The following is a 21,248-nucleotide window of genomic DNA, read 5'->3' as shown; positions in this document are numbered from 1 at the left end:
TGCCGCTCCGTCACACCGTGCGTCACCGCGCCGCGGCGGGGCGGCGGGCGCTCACGCGACCGCCGCGGCCTCCGGGATCCGGAAGGGTGTACCGCACGCCCCGCAGACGATCGGCGCCTGCGCGAGCACGGACGGCACGACCCGGACGTTGCGCCCGCAGTCGCAGACCGCCTTCACGCGTACGCCTCCACCCGAGGAGCCGTGCCGTGCCGCGGGCCCGCGGAAGCTGCGCGTGGTGTCGGCGGCGGTCGCCGCGGTGTGGGCTCTGAGCGCGCGCTGCAGACGGTCGATCGTCGCCCGGTAGCGCTTCTTCGTCTCCGGGCGCATCTGGACCAGGGAGAAGCCGCTGCTCGGATGCGGCTCCTCGGAGTGGTCCAGGCCGAGCTCGTCGGCGATGGCCAGGAAGCGACGGTTGTGGTAGCGGCCCGCCCGCGAGGTGTCCCGAACGCCGCGCGCGGCGGCGACTCCGTGGACGGCCTCGTGCAGCAGGCGCTCGAAGGAGAGCTCCGTGCCGCACGCGGACGAGGACTCTCCGATCAGGGACTCGGGGGCGGCCAGGTCGGGCAGTTCGGGGTGGTGCCGTTGAATGTCGGCCCAAGCGACTGCCAGCTCGGCGGCGAGGACTGGTGGTGTCGTGCTCACGTCGTGACAACGAGCCGGGGCCGCCCAGTGTTCCGATTCCGGGCCATCCCAAATATTTTGCACGTACTGGTCAGTTCCGGATGATGCGTACGGCCGAGGGCGGGTGCGGAGGACAGCGGAGAAGTCACGCACCCGCCTCAAGCCCGGACGTACCGCCGATTACGTACGTCGCTTTTCAGTCAATCGGCGGTCGGCTGACGGTCAGTATGCCCGCGCGACGATCGCGACGGTACCCGGCGCGTCGTCCGTTTCCGGCACCTGGCCCTCCGCGGTGACCAGACAGCGCACGGACACGCCCTGCTCGGCCAGCTTGGCCTCGCCCTCCGGGCCGAGGTCCGCCCACGGGATGCGGGCCCAGCCTGTGGCCGCGGCCTCGGCGGCCTCGGCGATCGTCGCGACGTCGACCGTGCGGGACTCGCGGCGCTCGCGGGACTGGCGCAGCAGCGTGGCCTGGTCCTCCTCCAGCACCTTGGGCAGCAGCGCGGCCAGTTCGTCGATCGCCACCGGCTCCTTGCCCCCGGGGATGCGCCGGGCGAGCATCGCGGTGCCGTTCTCCAGGTCTCGGGGGCCGACCTCGACCCGGACGGGGACGCCCTTGAGCTCCCAGTCCACGGCGCGCCGGCCGAACGGGGTGTCGGTGCGCACGTCGACCTGGACGCGCACGCCCGCGGCCTTGAGCCGGTCGCCGATCTCGCGGACCTTGGCGACGACCGCGTCGTCGCCCTTGATCGCCAGGACGACGGCCTGCACCGGCGCCAGCCGCGGCGGCACGCGCAGTCCGTTGTCGTCGCCGTGGGACATGATCAGTCCGCCGACCATGCGGGTCGACACGCCCCAGGAGGTCTGCCAGACCAGCTCCTGCTGCCCTTCCTTCGACAGGTAGGAGGTGTTGAAGGCCTTGGCGAAGTTGGTGCCGAGCTCATGGCTGGTGCCCAGCTGCAGCGCCTTGCCGTCGCCCATCATTCCCTCGAGAGTGAGGGTGTTGATCGCGCCGGCGAAGCGCTCGCGGGCGGTCTTGCGGCCGAGGACGACGTCGATGCCGAGGACCTCGGTCATGAAGTCGCCGTACACGTCGCGGTGGATCATCGCCGCGTAGTCGCGGGCGTCCTCGTAGGTGGCGTGGGCGGTGTGCCCCTCCTGCCACAGGAACTCGCTCGTACGGAGGAAGAGCCGCGAGCGCATCTCCCAACGGACCACGTTGGCCCACTGGTTGATCAGCAGGGGGAGGTCGCGGTAGCTCTGCACCCACTTGGAGAAGTACTCGTTGATGATCGTCTCGGAGGTGGGCCGGACCACGACCGGCTCCTCCAGCTCCTTGCCTCCGCCGTGGGTGACCACGGCCAGCTCCGGCGCGAAGCCCTCGACGTGCTCGGCCTCGCGCGTCAGGTAGGACTGCGGGATGAAGAGCGGGAAGTACGCGTTCTGGGCGCCCGCCTCCTTGATCCGCGCGTCCATCTCCTGCTGCATCCGCTCCCACAGCGAGTACCCGTACGGTCGGATCACCATGGTGCCGCGCACCGGGCCGTTGTCGGCCAGTTCGGCCTTGTTGATCAGGTCCTGGTACCAGCGCGGGAAGTCGTCCGCCTGGGGCGTGAGTACGGGAGCCTTTGCCATGCCGCAGATGGTACGGGGCCAGCGGCGCCGGGCGTGAATCGGCGGAACGGGGAATTCGCCCGATCCCCGCCTTCAAACCTCTGGACTACGGCCCGGAAGGGGAGTTGGCTGACTCCGGGGGCGCGCGCCGCGTGACGGACGGCATGCGCGGCGTAACCGGGGGGCGTACGAGGAAGGCTTTCGGCGAGACTGCGACGCGGCTGATTGGGGCGCTTCGATGACACTTACGCTCGCACGGCACCCACGGACAGACCGGACCGACGGCAGGGCGCGTGACTGGGCGGAGATCCAGGAGCGGATGCTCGTACCGCTCTACGAGGCGGTGCACGAGCGGCTGGAGGTCGGCCCCCGCACCCGGCTGCTCGGCATCGGCTGCGGATCGGGCCTCGCTCTGCTGATGGCCTCGGCCCGGGGCGCCGCCGTCACGGGGTGCGAGGAGGACGAACGGCGGCTGGCACTGGCCCGGCAGCGTCTGCTGCCCGAGCCGCAGTGGGGCGCGCCGGCCCGGGCGCACGGCCGCACCCGGCTCGTGTCCGGCGGCCCGCGAGCGGTGTCCGCGACGGACGGGGCGCCGTTCACCGTGGTCACCGCCCTCGACCCGGGTGCGGCGCCCGAGGCGCTGGTCCCGGCGCTGAGGGCCGCGGCGGGCCTGGCCGAGCGGGGCAGTCCCGTCGTGCTGGCGGGCTGGGGGCCGCCCGAGCGCTGCGCCAGCGGGCGGGTGCTGCGGGTCGCGGCCCGGTTGGCCGAGCCGCGCGGCGCCACCGCCGGAGCGCCCGCCGGGGCCGCCGGGGCCGCCGGGGCCGCGGTCCGGCTCAGCGGCAGGGACGACCTGGAGTTGCTGGCGCGGGACGCGGGGCTGCGTCCGGACGGCTCAGGACGGGTGTCCTGCCCGTTCGGCTACCCCGACATGGACAGCGCCGTGCGCGGCCTGATCTCGACCGGGCTCTTCGACGCCGCCGTGGCGGCCACCGACCAGGACCAGGTGGGCAAGGAGCTGCGCGAGGCGCTGCACGCGTACCGGCGCGCCGACGGTACGGTCCGGATGGAGAACGTGTTCCGTTACCTGGTGGCCCGGGTGGTGTAGCGCGGCGCGTCCCGCGGCCGGGTCACCGCTGCTCGGCCTTCGCAAGCCGCGGGATGCCCGCCGCCGCGTACGCCTCGTCCTCATCCAGCGTCTCCGCCTCCAGCAGCCGCTCCGCGAGGGCGTCCAGTTGCTCGCGGTGCCGGCTCAGCAGCCGGCAGGCCGTCTCGTAGCACTCGTCCACGATCCTGCGCATCTCGGTGTCGATCGCGTCGAGGGTGGCGGGGGCGGCGGACAGTCCGTAGGGCTGCTGGGAGTCGGCCGGGAGCGCGGAGAGCGGGCCGATCCTCTCACTCATCCCCCAGCGGCCGACCATGCCCCGGACGACGCCCGTGACCTGCTCCAGGTCGTTCTCGGCGCCGGTGGTGACCACCCCGAAGACGACGTGCTCGGCGGCCATGCCGCCGAGGGCGCCGATGATCCGGCCGCGCAGGTACTCCTCGGTGTACGCGTAGCGGTCGGAGTCGGGGGTGGAGAGGGTGACGCCGAGGGCGCGGCCGCGCGGCACGATGGTGATCCTGCGTACGGGGTCGGCGCCCGGGTGCAGCATGCCGAGCAGGGCGTGCCCGGACTCGTGGTAGGCCGTGCGGCGGCGTTCCTCGGCCGGGATGACGAGCGGGCGTGCCGCTCCCAGCTGCACCTTCTCCAGGGCGTCGGTGAGCTCGCTCTGCCCGACGGCCCGCTTGCCGCGCTTGACGGCGAGCAGCGCCGCCTCGTTGGCGAGGTTGGCGAGCTCGGCGCCGGTCATGCCGGGCGTGGCACGGGCCACCGACGTCAGGTCGATGTCGCTCTCCAGGGGCACCGGACGCAGGTGGATGCGGAGGATGGCCTCGCGGCCCGCGCGGTCGGGAGGACTGACGTGGACGACGCGGTCGAAGCGGCCCGGCCGGGTCAGGGCGGGGTCCAGGACGTCGGGCCGGTTGGTGGCGGCGATGACGACGACTCCTTCGGAGCCGGAGAAGCCGTCCATCTCGGTGAGGATCTGGTTGAGGGTCTGCTCGCGCTCGTCGTGGCCGCCGACGCCGCCCGCGGCGCCCCGGGCGCGGCCGATGGTGTCGATCTCGTCGATGAAGATGATCGCCGGAGCGACCTTGCGGGCCTCGGCGAACAGCTCGCGCACCCGGCCGGCCCCCACGCCCACGATCATCTCGATGAACTCGGAGGCGGAGGCGGAGAAGAACGGCACGTCCGCCTCGCCGGCCACCGCCCGGGCGAGCAGGGTCTTGCCGGTGCCGGGCGGTCCGGCGAGCAGCACGCCGCGCGGCATCCGGGCTCCGAGCGCCCGGTAGGCCTGCGGGCGCCTGAGGTAGTCGACGACCTCGTCGAGTTCGGCCTCCACCTCGTCGATGCCCGCCACGTCGGCGAAGGTGGTACGGCGGCCCGCCTCGGGGACGACCGGCCGCGGCGGGCCCTTGCGGCCGATGCCGCCGAGGCCCCCGAGGCCCCCGAGACCGCCCGCGAGCTTGCTCATCCTGCGGGAGACGTAGAGCCACAGCACGACGAGCAGCAGCACCGGGGCGAGCGAGAGCAGCAGGTTGTAGAGCAGGCCGCGCTGCTGCACCACGGGTTCGGCGGTGACGGTGACGTCGTTCTTGGCCAGCGTCGCCCACAGGTCGTCGTCGGCGAAGACCGGCCGCTGGGTCTTGAACTGGATGAAGGTGCCCTCGTCCGCCCCGGGCACGTCCTGCTTGCGCTTGAGCTCTCCCTCGATGGAGTCGCCCTTGGAGTAGATCCTCGAGATGTTGTCCGCGGCGAGCTGCCGGCCGAACTCGGTGTAGGAGATGGTGGTCGGCCGGGGTCCGCCGGCGAGGAACGAGAGCACCAGATCGGTGATGAGGAAGACGGCGAGCGCCGTCAGGATCATGCCGCCCCAGCCGCCCAGGCGGCGCCGTCGCCGGGTGGGCGGCGAGGGCGGCGCGCCCTCCGTCCGCCATGGGTCGTCCGGATTCTGCCGGGGCGGTACGGGATTACCCATAACTTGACAATAAGGACAGTGCCGCTCCGGCGCCCCTCAGGCCTCGGGCCGCCTCGGGCTCCGGGCCCTCAGGCCCGGGGCCGCCTCGGACTTGGGCGCCTCAGGCCCCGGGCGACTCCGGTCCCGAGCTCCCTCGAACCCCGGGCCACTCCTCGGCGGTGAGCGCGAAGCGCTCGTGGTCGCGCCAGGCGTCGTTCAGGTAGAGCATGCGCGGTGTGAAGCCCTCGTGGCGGAAGCCGAGGCGCTTGGCCATGGCGACCGAGCGCTCGTTCTCCGGCTGCACGTTGATCTCCAGCCGGTGCAGGCCCAGCCCCCGGGGTTCGGGGGTGAAGCAGCGGTCGACGACCAGCCGCAGGCCCTCGCTCATCCGCCCGGTGCCGGCGAAGGGCAGGTAGCTGTCGTAGCCCAGGCTGGCGTTGCGGAAGCGCCCCATGACGATGTTGGCGACATTGCACTTGCCGACGATGCCGCCGCTCTCCTCGTCGAGCACGAGGAAGGTCCGCAGCGCGGGCCCCTGGCGCCGCAGCAGTTCGGGCAGCCCGTCCGGCTCGACCGGGTTCCAGCGTCCGATGTGCTCGGCGGAGCGCAGCACCGCCTCCCGGTAGGCGGCAGCGTCTGCAGGCTCCGGGGGGCGAATGTGTACGCGCATGGGTCCATCATGCACGTACGGCGGCGGCTCCCCCTCACGAGGGGTGCCGCCGCCGAAGCTCGCCGGGCCCGGATCAGCCCATGAACTTCTTGAACTCCTCGGGCAGTTCGAAGTTCTGGCCCTCCTGGCCGGCCGGCAGGCCGAAGGCGCCGCCGGCCTGCTGCTCGCGACGGGCGGCGTCCGCCTTCGCCTGCTCTGCCCGCTTGAGCGGGTTGCCGCTCTGCCGCTTGCCCTTGGCCTTCTTCTGCTGCTTCTTCTGGCGTGCGCCGCCCATGCCCGGCATGCCGGGCATCCCCGGGATGCCGCCCTGAGCCATCCGCGACATCATCTTGCGGGCCTCGAAGAACCGCTCCACCAGGCTCTTCACAGCGCTCACGTCCGAACCGGAACCGCGCGCGATGCGGGCGCGGCGCGAACCGTTGATGATCGTGGGGTCCTGGCGCTCGCCCGGGGTCATCGACTTGATGATCGCGGCCGTGCGGTCCACGTCGCGCTCGTCGAGGTTGTTGATCTGGTCCCTGATCTGGCCCATGCCCGGGAGCATGCCGAGCAGCTTGGAGATCGAGCCCATCTTGCGGACCTGCTCCATCTGCTGGAGGAAGTCGTCGAGGGTGAACTCCTTCGGACCCTTGGCCAGCTTCTCGGCCATCTTCTGGGCCTCGGCCTGGCTGAAGGTCTGCTCGGCCTTCTCGATCAGGCTGAGGACGTCGCCCATGCCCAGGATGCGCGAGGCCATCCGGTCCGGGTGGAAGGCGTCGAAGTCGTCCAGTTTCTCGCCGTTGGACGCGAACATGATCTGGCGGCCGGTGACGTGCGCGATGGAGAGCGCGGCACCACCGCGGGCGTCGCCGTCGAGCTTGGAGAGCACCACGCCGTCGAAGCCGACGCCGTCGCGGAAGGCCTCGGCGGTGTTGACCGCGTCCTGGCCGATCATGGCGTCGACGACGAAGAGGATCTCGTCGGGCCGCACGGCGTCCCGGATGTCCGCGGCCTGCTGCATCATCTCGGCGTCGATGCCGAGGCGGCCCGCGGTGTCGACGACGACCACGTCGTACTGCTTGCTGCGCGCGTGGTCGATGGAGTCCTTGGCGACCTGGACCGGGTCGCCCACGCCGTTGCCGGGCTCCGGTGCGAAGACCGCGACGCCGGCGCGCTCCGCGACGACCTGGAGCTGGTTGACGGCGTTGGGGCGCTGAAGGTCGGCTGCGACCAGCAGCGGGGTGTGGCCCTGGGTCTTCAGCCAGCGGCCGAGCTTGCCCGCCAGGGTCGTCTTGCCGGCACCCTGCAGACCGGCGAGCATGATGACGGTCGGGGGCTGCTTGGCGAAGCGCAGCCGCCGGGTCTCGCCGCCGAGGATGCCGATGAGCTCATCGTTGACGATCTTGATGACCTGCTGGGCGGGATTGAGCGCCTGGGACACCTCGGCCCCGGTCGCCCGCTCCTTGACCTGCTTGATGAAGGCACGGACCACCGGCAGCGCGACATCCGCCTCCAGCAGCGCGATGCGGATCTCGCGCGCCGTGGCGTCGATGTCCGCCTCGGAGAGGCGGCCCTTGCCCCGGAGGTTCTTGAACGTCGCTGCGAGGCGGTCGGAAAGGGTGTCGAACACGTCGGTCGCGGATCCTCAGGTCGGGGGCGGGTGATAGTCGTCCTCAAGGGTATCCGCACGACCCGCCGATGGTCTCCACCGCGTCAGCGCAGCGCCCGCTCGACCTCGTCGGCGACCTCGGCCGCCCTGACGTCGGGAAGCGGATCGCCCGAGGTGTCGGTGACGTAGAACGCGTCCACCGCGTTGGCTCCGAGCGTGCTGATCCGGGCCGACCGGACGTTCACACCCGTGGACTCCAGTGCCCGGCCGATGCGGTGGAGCAGCCCGGGGGCGTCATGGGCGCGGACCTCGATGACGGTGGCGGCGCTGGAACTGCCGGGGGCGACGGTGACGCGCGGCGGCGGGGGCGTGACCCCGCGACGGCGGGGATAGGCCGACTCGCGCTCGGCCAGCCGTGCCTCGATGTCGAGGGAGCCGGCGAAGGCCCGGGCGAAGTCGTTGCGCAGCCGTGCCGCCTCGGGCAGCGAGCCGTACTCGGCGGCCACCCGCCAGCGCAGCAGCGTCACCGGGCCCTCCCCGATGGGGTCGACCGCACGCAGGTCGGCGGCGCGGACGGTGAGGCGGTGCAGGGCGAGCACGCCCGCCGCCGCGGCGAGCAGCCCCGGGCGGTCCGGGACGGCGAGCAGCAGCTCGACGCCGACGGGTTCGGGCTCGCCCTCCGCGGTCCTCGGGGCGGCGCCGTCGGGGTCCGGCTCGGCGTGGGCGTGCAGCGCGATGACCGGGCCCGCGGTGCGCGCCGCCTCGACGGCCAGGCGCTCCTCCTCCGCGGTGGGCTCGCGGTCGGCGGGCTCGGGCACCGCCCCGTTCGCCAGGACCGCGGAGACCCGTTTGACCAGGTCGCCGACGAGTGAGGCGCGCCAGGCGCTCCAGGCCGCCGGGCCGGTGGCGAGGGCGTCCGCCTCGGTCAGGGCGTGCAGCAGTTCCAGTGTCTCGGTGTCGCGTACGGCGTCGGCGACGCCCTGCACGGTGGCGGGGTCGTCCAGGTCCCGCCGGGTCGCGGTCTCGATCAGCAGCAGGTGGTGGCGGACGAGCAGGGCCAGCGTCTCCACGTCGGCTTGGCCGAAGCCGAACCGGCCCGCGACGTCCCGGGCGATGACTTCGCCGGCCTCGGAGTGGTCGCCGGGCCAGCCCTTGCCCATGTCGTGCAGTAGGGCGGCGATGAGCAGCAGGTCGGGACGTCCGACCCGGCGGGTCAGGCGCGAGGCGCGCACCGCGCACTCGACGAGGTGCCGGTCGACGGTCCAGACGTGCACGGCGTTGCGCTGCGGGCGGCAGCGGACCCGCTCCCAGTCGGGGAGGAATCGGGTGATCATGCCCTCGGCCTCCAGGGCCTCCCACACCTGCACGGTGGACTCGCCCGCGCCGAGCAGCGTGACGAGCTGTTCGCGGGCCTCGGCGGGCCACGGCACCGGCAGCGGCCGGCCCGCCTGGGCCACGGCCAGTCGGCGGACCGCATACAGTGACAGCGGCACACCGTGCTCGGCGGCCGCCGCGGCCGCGCGCAGCGGCAGGACCGGGTCGCGCTCGGGCCGTGCGGTCAGCGCGAGGACGGCCTCGCCCTCGTGCTCCACGACGCCCTCGGCGAGCGGGGTGCGCACCGGCGTGTTCCCCTGCTCGGGGCGGGACCGGCCGAGCAGCCCGCGCCTGCGGGGCCGCGTCTGGCGGGCGCGCAGCACCCGGCGGACCTCGCGCCAGGTCACGTCGGACGCGTAGGCGACGGTGCGGGCCGCCTCGTACACCTGGCGCAGCAGCGTGTCGGCGTCCAGCAGGCCGAGTGCGCCGGCCACCTGGTCCTGCTCCTGCAGGGCCAGCCGGTCGGTGGCGCGGCCGGTCGCCAGGTGGAGGGCGTCCCGGGCGTCGAGCAGCCGGGTGTGCGCCCCCTCCAGGCCCTCGCGGGGCGCGTCGGCGAGCCAGGAGGCGGCGACGGCGCGCAGTGCGGTGGCGTCGCGCAACCCGCCGCGCGCCTCCTTGAGGTCGGGCTCGAGCAGGTAGGAGAGCTCGCCGTGGCGTTCGGCGCGTTCCAGGCAGAGCTCATGGAGTGCGGGCAGCCGTTTGGGGGCCTGGTTGCGCCAGTCGGCGAGGACGGCGGAGCGCAGGGAGGCGGTGAGGGCGACGTCGCCCGCGAGGTGGCGGGCATCGAGCAGGCCGAGGTGCACCTTGAGGTCCTCGGTCGCGGTCTTGCGGGCCTCGACGGGGGTGCGGACGGAGTGGTCGAGGGCGACGCCCAGGTCCCAGACCGGGTACCAGATGCCGTCGGCGAGGCCCGCGATGGCCCCGGGCCCGGCGGAGCCGTCGTGGAGCAGCAGCAGGTCGAGGTCGCTGCGCGGGGAGAGCTCGCCGCGGCCGTAGCCGCCGACGGCGACCAGGGACCAGCCGGTCGTCCCGGTCCGCTCGGCCGCCCCGCGGGCGAGGTCGGCGAGCCAGGTGTCGGTGAGGCCCGCCAGCGCCTTGCGCCGCGGCGGCCCGGCCGGGCCTCCGCCGTTCAGGAGGGCCAGCCGGGCCGCCGCGTAGCCCGCGGGGGCGTGTCCGTCGCGGGCTTTCGCGTCGACGTTCTCCGTCACACTGTCTCCAGTCGCGGGCTGTGCGGTGGAACCGCTCGGGTTCGGTGATGCGAAGGGGCGCGGCCGGAGTCCCGGCCGCGCCCCCGCGTCCTCAGAGTGCGTCCGGGCCGCGCTCCCCGGTCCTGACCCGTACGGCGGTCTCGACCGGAAGGCTCCAGACCTTGCCGTCACCGATCTTGCCGGTGCGGGCCGCCTTGACGATCACATCGATCACCTGCTCGGCGTCGCCGTCCTCGACGAGCACCTCGATGCGGATCTTGGGCACGAGGTCGACGGTGTACTCCGCACCACGGTAGACCTCGGTGTGGCCCCGCTGACGGCCGTAGCCGCTGGCCTCGGTGACCGTCAGGCCCTGGACGCCGAAGGCCTGCAGGGCCTCCTTGATCTCGTCCAGCCGGTGCGGCTTCACGACCGCGGTGATGAGCTTCACGCGTCCACCTTCTTCGACGGGGCGCCGGCCGCCTCGGTGCCGGCACCGCTGCTGCTGTCCAGGGAGGAAAGGGCGGAGCGGACCGCGCCGGCCACACCCGCGAAGTCGTAGCCGGTCTCCGCGTGCTCGGCCTGGTCGATGCCCGCGACCTCGGTGTCCTCACTGACGGTGAATCCGATCACCAGGTCGATGAGCTTGGCAAGGATCGCCGAGGCGACCAGCGAGTAGGCCAGCACCACGCCGACGCCCAGGAATTGCTTCCACAGCTGGTCGAAGCCGCCGCCGTAGAAGACGCCCTTGGCGGTCTGGCCGACCCCGCCGGTGGCGAAGAAGCCGATGAGCAGGGAGCCGACGATGCCGCCGACCATGTGGACGCCGACCACGTCGAGGGAGTCGTCGTAGCCGAACTTGAACTTCAGGCCGACGGCGGCGGCGCAGGCCACACCCGCGATGACACCGACGGCGATGGCGCCGAGCGGGCTGACCGAGCCGCAGGCCGGGGTGATGGCGACCAGGCCGGCGACCGCGCCGGAGGCGGCGCCCAGGGTGGTGAAGGAGCCGTGCTTGATCTTCTCGTAGGCGAGCCAGCCCAGCATCGCGGCGGCCGTGGCGACCTGGGTGTTGGTGAAGGCCACGGCGGCGACGCCGTCCGAGGCGAGCCAGGAGCCGGCGTTGAAGCCGAACCAGCCGAACCACAGCAGAGCCGCGCCGAGCATGACCAGCGGCAGGTTGTGCGGCCGGAACGGGTCCTTCTTGAAGCCCACGCGCTTGCGGATGACGAGGATCACGCCGAGCGCGGCGGCACCGGCGTTGATGTGCACCGCCGTACCGCCGGCGAAGTCGATCACGCCGCGGGTGAAGAGGAAGCCGTCGGACGCCCAGACCATGTGGGCGACCGGGAAGTACACGACCGTGGCCCACAGCGCCACGAACAGGGTCCAGGCGGTGAACTTCACCCGGTCCGCCAGGGCGCCGCTGATGAGGGCGGGTGTGATGATCGCGAACATCAGCTGGAAGACCGCGAAGACGTAGACCGGGATGGTGTAGCCGTCCCACAGCTGGTTGATCCCGATGTTGCGCATGCCGGCCCAGTCGAAGCCGCCGAAGAACGCGTTCCCGGAGTCGAATGCGACGCTGAAGCCGTAGAGCGTCCACAACACGGTGACGATGGCGATGGCGATGAAGCTCATCATCAGCATGTTCAGCACGCTCTTGACCCGCACCATGCCGCCGTAGAAGAAGGCGAGGCCGGGGGTCATCACGAGCACCAGCGCTGCACTCAGCAGCATGAACGCCGTGCTACCGCTGTCGAGCGTGGGCTTGTCTGCGGCAAGCGTCATGAAGCCTGCTGCCATCGGCGTCTCCTCGTCATCCGAACGGCCCGTACGGGAAGCGGGCTCGATGGGCCGGTTTTCGCCTTGAGGTTGTCCCAATCGGGTTACCGTCGACGCCATTGGGTGTTTCGTGACCGTGACGAAGAAGTCGTCCGTGTTACGTCACGGTGAACCGCGGCCCCGCTGGGCGCCGCCCATGACGACGCCGTCACGACTCGGTCGCCCCTCGGGCCGGTCGACGAGCTGTATACGTGCCGCGTGTGCCGGGGTGTGCAAACCTCGCCACGCCGGCGAAGGGACACGCCGGCGCACATCGGCGCGCACAGGCACGCATCGGCGCGGCGCGACGAGGCGCCGGTCCGGTGACGAGGACCGGCCGCGGCGGGCCACCCGGTTGACCTGGCATGGGGGAGCCGAGTCGGGCTGTCGGGATGGCCGGCCGCGGCCGGCGTGCGGGGGTGCGGACCGCCCGCTCAGGCGGTCGCGGCGACCTCGGAAAGGTCGGCCGCCAGCCGCTCGCTGAGCTGGGCGACCTCGGCGACCTCGCCGAAGTCGCGCAGAGCGGTGTCGGCGGTCTTGCGGATACGGGTGTTCACCCGCTCGGAGCGCACGTTCTTGGCGACGTCGATCGCCTGGACGGTGAGGTGGGCGGCCTCCTCCGGGCTGCGCTGCAGCAGGTGCACGGTGGCCATGCCGATCAGGTTGAGGGCGTAGGCGCGCTGGTGGACGGTGTCCTTCGCGAACAGCCTGACGGCCTCCTGCATCACCGGGTGGGCGAGCGACGCGTACGTGGGGCTGCGGCCGGCCACATACGCCAGGTCGCGGTAGGAGTGGGCGTTCTCGGCGTTGAGCTCCGCCTCGTTGAAGAAGCTGATCCAGTCCGGGTCCTCGGCGGGCCGGGAGTCAGCGTAGGACTCCTCGGCCATGCGCACGGCGCGATGGCACTTGCCGACCTGGCCCATGTTGGCGTAGGCGCGGGCTTCCACCGCGTAGAGCATCGCCTGGGTGGTGGCGCTCGCGCTGTCCCTGCTGCCGTACTGCGCCAGGTGGATGAGTTCCAGTGCGTCGTCCGGCCGGTCCAGGTGGATCATCTGGCGGCTCATGCTGGACAGGACGAAGGCGCCCAGCGGGCGGTCCTCGGCCTCCTTGGCCGCGTGCAGGGCCAGGACCAGGTACTTCTGCGCCGTGGGGTGCAGGCCGACGTCGTACGACATCCAGCCGGCGAGCGCCGCGAGCTCGGCGGTGACGCGGTAGAGCCGCTTGGCCACGGACTGCGGGTGGGACTCCTGGAGCAGGTCGGTGACCTCGTGCAGCTGACCCACCACGGCCTTGCGGCGCAGACCGCCGCCGCACTGGTTGTCCCACTGCCGGAACATCACCGTGGTGGCCTCCAGCAGCTGCAGCTCGGGCTCGGAGAGCCGGACCCTGGCGCCGGGCTCGCGCGGCGGGGGGACGTCGGCCCCTGACCCGGAGGTGGGCACCAGCCAGCGCTGCATGGGCTCGACCAGTGCGGGGCCGGCGGCCAGCGCCAGGGAGGTCCCGAGGAAGCCGCGGCGGCCCAGCATCAGGTCGCTGCGGGAGAACTCGTGGATCAGCTGGACGGTCTGCGGCCCCGCCCACGGCAGGTCCACCCCGGTCGACGCGGGCGGCTGCTGGGTGGGGCGCAGCCCCAGGTCCTCCACCGGGACGACGGTGCCGAAGCGCTCGGAGAACAGCTCGGACAGGATGCGCGGGATCGGCTCGCGCGGCTGCTCGCCGTCCAGCCAGCGGCGCACCCGTGAGGTGTCCGTGCTGACGTGCAGTGCGCCCATCTGGCGCGCTCTGCGGTTCACCTGACGGGCGAGTTCGCCCTTGGACCAGCCGCTGCGCACAAACCAAGAGGTCAACTGCGCGTTGGGCTGCTTGTCCTGTGTGCCGCCCACCGTGACGCCCCCATTCCGTCGCCCAACACCTCCGGGGATGAGGGCTGTTGCCTTGGCCCCATGTGCCTCAGTGTCCTACGGGTCTTGCCTCCGGCATACCCGCCGGACCGCGCACACTCCCGGGGCTTGTGAACCGAAAGTAATCCTACGATCACCCGTCCGGCGACGCCTTCAGCGAAAACGCCACCATTCGCCACCCCAATGAATGAACTCGATGCGCGCGGGGCGCGATTCACTTGACACATGCCGATCAGGCAGGGGCGTAACCATCGGCGACGGCGACCCGTTGGGGGTGTCATGGGCTTCACGATCGGCAGCATGCGGGAGATGCGTCACATCCGCTCCGGCGCGCGCCGCCGGACGCACGCCTCGGCGTGCACCACCGTGGCGGAGTACACCGGGCTGTGCGGTTGGGCCGTGGCGCCCGGCGCGCGCGCCACCCGCGGGGGCGGTCAGTGCTCCTGCGGCGACCCGGAGTGCCGGGCGCCGGGCGCCCATGTGCTGGAGTTCGCCGGCGAGGTGCCGGCCGGGGCCACCCTCGAGGAGGCCGTGGCCGCCTGGGAGCGTGTGCCGGGCGCGGCGCTGATGCTTCCCGTGGGGCGCGCCTTCGACGTGATCGACGTGGCGGAACGATCCGGCGTGCGCGCTCTGGTGCGTCTGGAGCGGATGGGGCTGCGGCTCGGTCCGGTCGTCGCCACCCCGGACGGCCGGGCGCAGTTCTTCGTCGCGCCGGGGGCCGCCGCCGAGCTCCCGCACCTGCTGTACCGCATGGGCTGGGACGACGCCGACCTCGACCTGCGCTGCCTGGGGCCGGGCGACCATGTGACCGCCCCGCCCTCCGACCTCGGCGGACTGGGCCCGGTCCGCTGGCTGCGGCCGCCGGCTCTCGACGCCGCCCGCCGGCCCCCGGAGGCCCGGCTGCTGCTCGGCACACTGGCGTACGTCTGCCAACGGGACCGCGCGCACGCGTGAGGCCACGAGCAAGGGGCGCACTCCCGGGAGTGCGCCCCTTGTCATGTCCTGTGCAACGGGGCGCGGGTGCCGGCGGCCGCCGGTTACGCGCCGATCAACGCGTCCACGAAGGCCTCGGGCTCGAACGGCGCGAGGTCGTCCGGTCCCTCGCCCAGGCCGATCAGCTTGACGGGGACGCCCAGCTCGCGCTGGACGGCGACGACGATGCCGCCCTTGGCGGTGCCGTCGAGCTTGGTGAGCACGATGCCGGTGATGTCGACCACCTCGGCGAAGACCCGGGCCTGCACCAGGCCGTTCTGGCCCGTGGTGGCGTCCAGGACCAACAGGACCTCGTTCACCGGGCCGTGCTTCTCCACGACGCGCTTGACCTTGCCGAGCTCGTCCATCAGGCCCGTCTTGGTGTGCAGCCGTCCCGCGGTGTCGATGAGGACGACGTCCGCGCCCTCGGCGATGCCCTCCTTGACCGCGTCGAAGGCGACCGACGCCGGGTCGCCGCCCTCGGGCCCGCGCACGGTGCGGGCGCCCACCCGCTCGCCCCAGGTCTGCAGCTGGTCCGCGGCCGCGGCCCGGAAGGTGTCGGCGGCGCCGAGCACGACGCTGCGGCCGTCGGCCACCAGGACACGGGCGAGCTTCCCGGAGGTGGTGGTCTTGCCGGTGCCGTTGACCCCGACGACCATCAGCACCGCCGGCTGGTCGGCCCCGTCCGCGTTCGGCACGCCGTCGGTGCGCAGCGAGCGGTCCAGGTCGGTGCCGACCAGGGTCAGCAGTTCCTCGCGCAGCAGCTGCCGCAGGTCGGTGGGGGTGCGGGTGCCGAGCACCTTCACCCGGGTGCGCAGCCGCTCCACCAGCTCCTGGGTGGGGGCGACGCCGACGTCCGCGGTGAGCAGGGTGTCCTCGACCTCCTCCCAGGTGTCCTCGTCGAGGTGCTCGCGCGAGAGCAGCGTGAGCAGCCCCTTGCCGAGCGCGTTCTGCGAACGGGAGAGCCGGGAGCGCAGCCGCACCAGGCGGCCTGCGGCGGGCTCGGGCCGCTCGATCTCGGGGGCGGCCGGACGCTCCTCGACCAGGACGCCGCCTGCGGAGGCGTCCTCGGACTCGGGGAGCTCGACCTCTTCGATGGTCCGGCGGGGCTCGTCCCGCGGGGCCTCGGCCTCCTCGCCGACGTGCGGTTCGGCGGGAGGCGCGGTGATCGTCGGCTGCTCGGCGGGAGGCGCGGGGGGCAGCTGCTTCCTGCGGCGGCTGCCCACCACCAGCCCGCCGGCCGCGAGGATCACGACCAGGGCGATGACTACGGCAAGAATGACGGTTTCCATAACCCGTCCAGTATCGGTCACGCGGCCCGCCCTCCCGGGTACCACCCGGCGGGCCTCCCCGACTCCGTCGACCTGACGTTCCATCAGGTAACGTCGGGGTATGCCCGCCACCGTCCTGCGCTTCAACCTCGCCGGCCCCGCGGCCTCGTCAGGGGCGCCGGCGCACCGCTATCGCGCGGCCCTGGAGATGGCGGCCTACGCCGACGAGCACGGCGTCGCCACTGTCCAGACCGAGGAGCACCACGGCTCCCCCGACGGCTGGCTGCCCTCGCCCCTCCCCTTCGCGGGGGCCGTCCTCGGCGCGACCCGCCGGATCACCGTCACCGTCTCCGCGCTGATCGGGCCGCTGTACGACCCGCTGCGGCTGGCCGAGGACCTCGCGGTGCTCGACCACGTCGGCGAGGGACGGCTGGTCACCGTCGCCGGCATCGGCTACCGGCCCGAGGAGTACGCGGCCCACGGGGTCGACTGGCGCAGGCGCGGCGCCCTGCAGGACGAACTGCTGGACACGCTCCTGAAGGCCTGGACCGGTGAGCCCTTCGCCTTCCGCGGCCGCACCGTCCGGGTCACGCCCCGACCTCGGAGCTCCCCGCACCCGCTGCTGCTCGTCGGGGGCAGCTCGCGGGCCGCGGCACGCCGGGCGGCGCGGTTCGGCCTCCCCTTCTTCCCCAGCGCCCACCTGCCGGAGCTGGAGACGTACTACCTGCGGCAGCTCGCCGAGCACGGTACCGAGGGCTGGTGCCTGATGCCCCCGCCGCGGCTGCCGCTGCTGCACCTGTCCGAGGACCCGGACCGCACCTGGGCCGAGTACGGCCGGCACCTGTTCCACGAGGCCGCCGCCTACGCCTCCTGGCAGTCGGCCGGCAACCGCTCCGCGGTGCTCTCCACCGCGGCCTGCCCGGAGGAACTGCGCCACGAGGGCCTCTACCGCGTGCTCACCCCCGACGAGTGCGTCACCTACGCGGAGACGACCTCCGACCCGGCCGCCGCCCTCGTGCTGCACCCGCTGTGCGGGGGGATGCCGGTCGAGGAGGGATGGCGGAGTCTGCGGCTGTTCGCGGAGCGGGTGCTGCCGCGCCTGGCGGGCTGACCGCACGGCCGGGGGCCTTGAGCGTCCCCGGACGCCGTGCCGGGCGCTGCCGGCCTCAGGCCTTGAGTCGCTGGCTGATGACCTTCGACACGCCGTCGCCCTGCATGGAGACGCCGTACAGCGCGTCGGCGACCTCCATGGTCCGCTTCTGGTGGGTGATGACGATCAGCTGCGAGCTCTCCTGCAGCTCCCGCATGATGCCGATGAGCCGCTGCAGGTTGGTGTCGTCCAGAGCGGCCTCGACCTCGTCCATCACGTAGAACGGGCTCGGCCGGGCCTTGAAGATCGACACCAGCAGCGCCACCGCGGTCAGCGAGCGCTCCCCTCCCGACAGCAGCGACAGCCGCTTGACCTTCTTGCCGGGCGGACGGGCCTCCACCTCCACCCCGGTGGTGAGCATGTTCTCGGGGTCGGTGAGGATCAGTCGGCCCTCGCCACCGGGGAAGAGCCGGGAGAACACGCCCTCGAACTCGCGCGCCGTGTCGTGGTAGGCGGCGGTGAAGACCTGCTCGACGCGCTCGTCGACCTCCTTGACCACCTGGAGCAGGTCGGCCCGGGTCTTCCTCAGGTCCTCCAGCTGCTCCGAGAGGAACTGGTGCCGTTCCTCCAGCGCCGCGAACTCCTCCAGCGCCAGCGGGTTGACCTTGCCCAGCTGCTGGTACGCCTTCTCCGCCGCCTTCAGCCGCTTCTCCTGCTCCGCCCGGTGGTAGGGCCGCGGCCTGTTGCGCGGGTGCTCGGGGTCCTCCGGCAGCACCTCGCCCTCGGCGGGGGGCGACGGCGGCACGAGCTGGTCGGCTCCGTACTCCGCCACCAGGCCCTCGGGCTCGACGCCGTACTCCTCCAGCGCCCGGCCCTCCAGCTGTTCGATCCGCAGGCGCTTCTCGGCGCCCAGCACCTCGCCCTTGTGGACGGAGTCGGTCAGCCGGTCCAGCTCGGACTTCAGCTCCCGGCCCAGGCGGCGCGCGGTGTCCAGTTCCGCCTCGCGCTCGGCCTTGGCGCGCTCGGCCGCGCCCCGCTCCTCGTCCGCGCGCCCCAGCGAGACCTGGGCATGGGCCAGCAGGCCCTGCGCGCCCTTCAGCACCGCGGAGGCGACCTGCGCCTCGTACTCCAGGCGCGCCTTGCGACGGGCGGCGCGGGCCCGGGCCTCGCGCTCGGCGCGGGCGGCGCGGTCCAGCCCGTCGGCGCGGCCGGCCAGGCCCTTGACCCGCTCCTCGTGCGTACGGACCTGGAGCCGCGCCTCCATCTCGGTCTGGCGTGCGTTGGCCCCGTCGGCGGCCAGCCGGTCCCGTGCGGATGTGTCCGGCTCCTCGTCGGCGGGAGCGGCCTCCGCCTCGCCCAGCCGGATGGAGAGCTCCTCGAGCTCCTCTCTCGCGGCCGCCAGCGACTCCTCTGCCCGGCCCACGGCGGCGGCGGCGCGTTCCGCCTCCCCCGCCGCGGCACGGGCCTGTCCACCGAGCCGGCCCAGCTGCTGCGCCACTGCCGACTTCTCCTTCTCCGCCGCCCGTCGACGCTGCGTCAGCCCGTCGACCACCCGGGTGGCCGCGGCCCTGCGCTCCTCGGCCGCCGCCTGCTCCTCCGCGAGCGCCTCGCAGCGCCCGGCCAGGGCCTCCATCTCCGCGGCGGCCTCGTCGACGGCCGCCTGGACCTCCAGCAGGCTGGGGGCTCCGGCCGAACCGCCGTGAGCGAAATGCGCGCCGAGGACGTCGCCTTCCCCGGTCACCGCGATCAGCAGCGGACGGGCGGCGACCAGCGCCTCGGCGTCGGCGAGGCTGTCCACGACGACGTAGTCCCGCAACAGGCGGCGCACAGCGGGAAGCAGTTCGTCCGGGCCGGTGACCAGCGAGGCGGCCGCCCGCGCGCCCGGCGGCGCCTCGGCGCTCTGCTGCGGGGCGGTGCCACCGGCGAGGAGCAGTGCGGCGCGGCCCGCGTCGTCCTTGCGCAGCAGCCGCAGGGCCTCGGCGGCGGCTGACGGTCCGGTCACGGCCACGGCGTCGGCGGCGGCGCCCAGCGCCGCGGCGACCGGCACCTCGTGGCCCGGAGCGACGGTGAGGAGTTCGGCGGCGGGGCCGAGCAGCCCGGCCAGACGGTCGCCGGCGGCGAGCAGCGCACCGGTGCCGTCCTTGCGGCGCAGGCCGAGGGCGAGGGCGTCGTGACGCGCGGCGACGGCGGCCCGCCGGCGCTCGGCGGCGGTGGCGGCCTCGCGGGCGGCGGAATGGGCCTCGTCGGCGCGCGTCTGCTCGTCCTCGGCGGCCGCGAGGCGCTCGTCCAGGTCGAGGTCGTCGGCGTCCAGATCCTCGACCCGGGCCCGGAGTTCCTCGTACTCCTCCTGGGCGGACTCGGCGCGCTCACGCGCCTCGTCGCGGGCGGCGGCCAGCCGGCCGATCTCCGCCTCGGCGGACGCGGCCCGGGAGCGCGCGGCGTTGACCTGGCCCTGCAGCCGGGCGAGGCCCTCACGGCGGTCGGCGATGGCGCGGGCGGCGACTTTGAGGGCCTTGTCCTCCTCCGCGAGGCGTCGCTCCAGCTCGGCGCGGTGCCGGACCGTGTCGTCCAGGGCCCGCTGGGCCGCTTCCAGCGCGTCCGTGAGCTCCGCCTCCTGGGCGCGGATGCGGGCGGCCTCGCGTTCCATGTCCTCCGGGTCGCGGCCGCGCCGCTCCTCGGCGGGCTGCGCCGTGGCATGGCGTACCCGCTGCTCGGCCAGTCCGATGGTGCCGCGGACCCGCTCGGCCAGCTGCGACAGTCCGTACCAGGTGGCCCGGGCGTCGGCGAGCCGCGGGGTGAGCGCTCTGACCTGCTCCTCCAGCAGCGCCTCCCGCCGCACGGCGGCCGCCAGGTCCGTCTCGACGGCGTCGCGGCGCTCCTTGAGCGCGGCCTCGTCGGCGACCTCGGCGCGTAGCGCCTCCCGCAGCGTGACCAGGTCGTCGGCGAGCAGCCGCAACCGGGCGTCGCGCAGGTCGGCCTGGATGGCCACCGCCCGGCGGGCCACCTGGGCCTGCCGTCCCAGCGGCTTGAGCTGACGGCGCAACTCACCCGTCAGGTCCTGGACGCGGGCCAGGTTGGCCTGCATGGCGTCCAGCTTGCGCAGCGCCTTCTCCTTGCGCTTGCGGTGCTTGAGGACGCCGGCCGCCTCCTCGATGAAGGCGCGGCGGCCCGTCGGATCGGCGTGCAGAACCGAATCCAGCTGGCCCTGACCGACGATCACGTGCATTTCGCGGCCGATACCGGAATCGGAGAGCAGTTCCTGGATGTCCAGCAACCGGCAGGTGTCGCCGTTGATCTGGTATTCGCTGCCGCCGTTGCGGAACATGATCCGCGTGATGGTGACCTCGGCGTATTCGATCGGCAGCGCGCCGTCGCCGTTGTCGATCGTGAGTGACACCTCGGCGCGGCCGAGCGGCGGCCGTCCCGTCGTGCCGGCGAAGATGACGTCCTCCATCTTGCCGCCGCGCAGCGACTTGGCACCCTGTTCGCCCATGACCCAGGACAGCGCGTCCACGACGTTGGACTTGCCGGAACCGTTCGGGCCGACGACGCAGGTGATGCCGGGCTCGAACCGCAGCGTCGTCGCCGAGGCGAATGACTTGAACCCGCGCAGGGTCAGGCTCTTCAGGTGCACGCCGCTGGACTCTACCTTCCGCTCCCGGTTTCACCGAGGAATGCGGGGGGCACATGCAATGCAAGGGCGGAGATCATGGGAGGGCGACAACGGGGCGGTCAAACGACGAAGGGACGCCGGGGCGTCCCTTGCACATTCCCAAACGGAGTCGTTTCCACTTGACCGGCCGAAAGGCCGGATCAGGCGAGAACCGGCTCCGCGTGAGGTACGTCGACGAGCTCGCGCGAGGCGGCGGCCAGCGCATCGTTCTCGGCCTGGATCCGTACGAGCTCGGTTTCCAGGTCCTGGACACGCTGCTGCAGCCTTCGCATCTCGGCGAGGAGTCGAGGGTCGGGGCCGCCGACGTAACCGAGAAGCGCCTTTGCCATGATGGATGGTCCTCCACGCTGAGTGACCGACCGGGGAGCGGTTCGGATCGTTTGTGAGGGGTTAGAGGCACCCGCGCC

Annotated in this window: 15 protein-coding genes; 3 read left to right on the top strand and 12 right to left on the bottom strand. The window is 73.0% G+C overall.

The features are described from left to right. Positions 1 to 51: 51 nt before the first annotated feature. Together AC3ET4_RS10045 and proS are read right to left on the bottom strand one after the other, a co-directional pair. Entirely contained in the window at positions 52 to 642 is a 591-nt protein-coding gene (locus AC3ET4_RS10045; protein WP_431948174.1) for a hypothetical protein, read from the bottom strand. A gap of 201 nt (positions 643 to 843) precedes the next feature. Beyond that, positions 844 to 2,256, bottom strand: coding sequence for a proline--tRNA ligase (gene proS, locus AC3ET4_RS10040; RefSeq protein WP_431948172.1), 1,413 nt, complete (start codon positions 2,254 to 2,256; stop codon positions 844 to 846). A gap of 298 nt (positions 2,257 to 2,554) precedes the next feature. On the opposite strand from proS, the gene AC3ET4_RS10035 reads away from it, so the two are divergent. Continuing rightward, on the top strand, positions 2,555 to 3,340 hold the full coding sequence (locus tag AC3ET4_RS10035) for a class I SAM-dependent methyltransferase (RefSeq protein WP_488175925.1): 786 nt from the start codon (positions 2,555 to 2,557) through the stop codon (positions 3,338 to 3,340). Positions 3,341 to 3,362: 22 nt separating this feature from the next. On the opposite strand, the gene ftsH is transcribed toward AC3ET4_RS10035, so the two are convergent. From ftsH to nsdA, 7 genes are all read right to left on the bottom strand, one after another. Then, entirely contained in the window at positions 3,363 to 5,312 is a 1,950-nt protein-coding gene (gene ftsH / locus AC3ET4_RS10030; protein WP_431948168.1) for an ATP-dependent zinc metalloprotease FtsH, read from the bottom strand. 100 nt (positions 5,313 to 5,412) lie between these two features. Continuing rightward, entirely contained in the window at positions 5,413 to 5,961 is a 549-nt protein-coding gene (locus AC3ET4_RS10025) for a GNAT family N-acetyltransferase (RefSeq protein ID WP_431948166.1), read from the bottom strand. Between the two features lie 73 nt (positions 5,962 to 6,034). Then, positions 6,035 to 7,570, bottom strand: a complete 1,536-nt coding sequence (ffh, locus tag AC3ET4_RS10020; RefSeq protein ID WP_431948164.1) for a signal recognition particle protein — start codon at positions 7,568 to 7,570, stop codon at positions 6,035 to 6,037. An 83-nt stretch (positions 7,571 to 7,653) separates the two neighbouring features. Beyond that, positions 7,654 to 10,131: a [protein-PII] uridylyltransferase gene (locus tag AC3ET4_RS10015; RefSeq protein WP_431948162.1), complete on the bottom strand. Its 2,478-nt coding sequence runs from the start codon at positions 10,129 to 10,131 to the stop codon at positions 7,654 to 7,656. Between the two features lie 91 nt (positions 10,132 to 10,222). Next, on the bottom strand, positions 10,223 to 10,561 hold the full coding sequence (locus tag AC3ET4_RS10010) for a P-II family nitrogen regulator (protein ID WP_431948160.1): 339 nt from the start codon (positions 10,559 to 10,561) through the stop codon (positions 10,223 to 10,225). Then, positions 10,558 to 11,916 (bottom strand): ammonium transporter, encoded by a 1,359-nt coding sequence (locus AC3ET4_RS10005; RefSeq protein WP_431948158.1) that lies wholly within the window; start codon positions 11,914 to 11,916, stop codon positions 10,558 to 10,560. The genes AC3ET4_RS10010 and AC3ET4_RS10005 overlap by 4 nt, the downstream gene beginning before the upstream one ends. A 452-nt stretch (positions 11,917 to 12,368) precedes the next feature. Next, entirely contained in the window at positions 12,369 to 13,817 is a 1,449-nt protein-coding gene (nsdA, locus tag AC3ET4_RS10000; protein ID WP_431948156.1) for a transcriptional repressor NsdA, read from the bottom strand. A gap of 297 nt (positions 13,818 to 14,114) precedes the next feature. Between nsdA and AC3ET4_RS09995 the strand changes: the two genes are divergently transcribed. After that, positions 14,115 to 14,789, top strand: coding sequence for a bifunctional DNA primase/polymerase (locus AC3ET4_RS09995; protein WP_431948154.1), 675 nt, complete (start codon positions 14,115 to 14,117; stop codon positions 14,787 to 14,789). A gap of 83 nt (positions 14,790 to 14,872) precedes the next feature. Here the strand turns inward: AC3ET4_RS09995 and ftsY are convergent, their stop codons facing one another. Next, positions 14,873 to 16,099 carry a signal recognition particle-docking protein FtsY gene (ftsY, locus tag AC3ET4_RS09990; RefSeq protein WP_431948152.1) on the bottom strand — a complete coding sequence of 409 codons (1,227 nt, stop codon included), beginning with the start codon at positions 16,097 to 16,099 and terminating at the stop codon, positions 14,873 to 14,875. 100 nt (positions 16,100 to 16,199) lie between these two features. Here ftsY and AC3ET4_RS09985 point away from each other — a divergent pair, with 100 nt between their 5' ends. Next, complete coding sequence (locus tag AC3ET4_RS09985; RefSeq protein WP_431948150.1) at positions 16,200 to 17,189, top strand: LLM class flavin-dependent oxidoreductase; 990 nt, start codon at positions 16,200 to 16,202, stop codon at positions 17,187 to 17,189. A 55-nt stretch (positions 17,190 to 17,244) separates the two neighbouring features. Here AC3ET4_RS09985 and smc read toward each other — a convergent pair whose 3' ends face one another. After that, entirely contained in the window at positions 17,245 to 20,802 is a 3,558-nt protein-coding gene (gene smc, locus AC3ET4_RS09980) for a chromosome segregation protein SMC (RefSeq protein WP_431948148.1), read from the bottom strand. A 179-nt stretch (positions 20,803 to 20,981) separates the two neighbouring features. Beyond that, the gene (locus AC3ET4_RS09975; RefSeq protein ID WP_431948146.1) at positions 20,982 to 21,170 is read right to left on the bottom strand and encodes a hypothetical protein; all 189 of its coding nucleotides are present in this window, start codon (positions 21,168 to 21,170) and stop codon (positions 20,982 to 20,984) included. Positions 21,171 to 21,248: the final 78 nt, after the last annotated feature.

This window comes from Actinacidiphila sp. bgisy167 (assembly GCF_057707665.1).
This window is presented reverse-complemented; position numbering and strand designations above follow the sequence as displayed.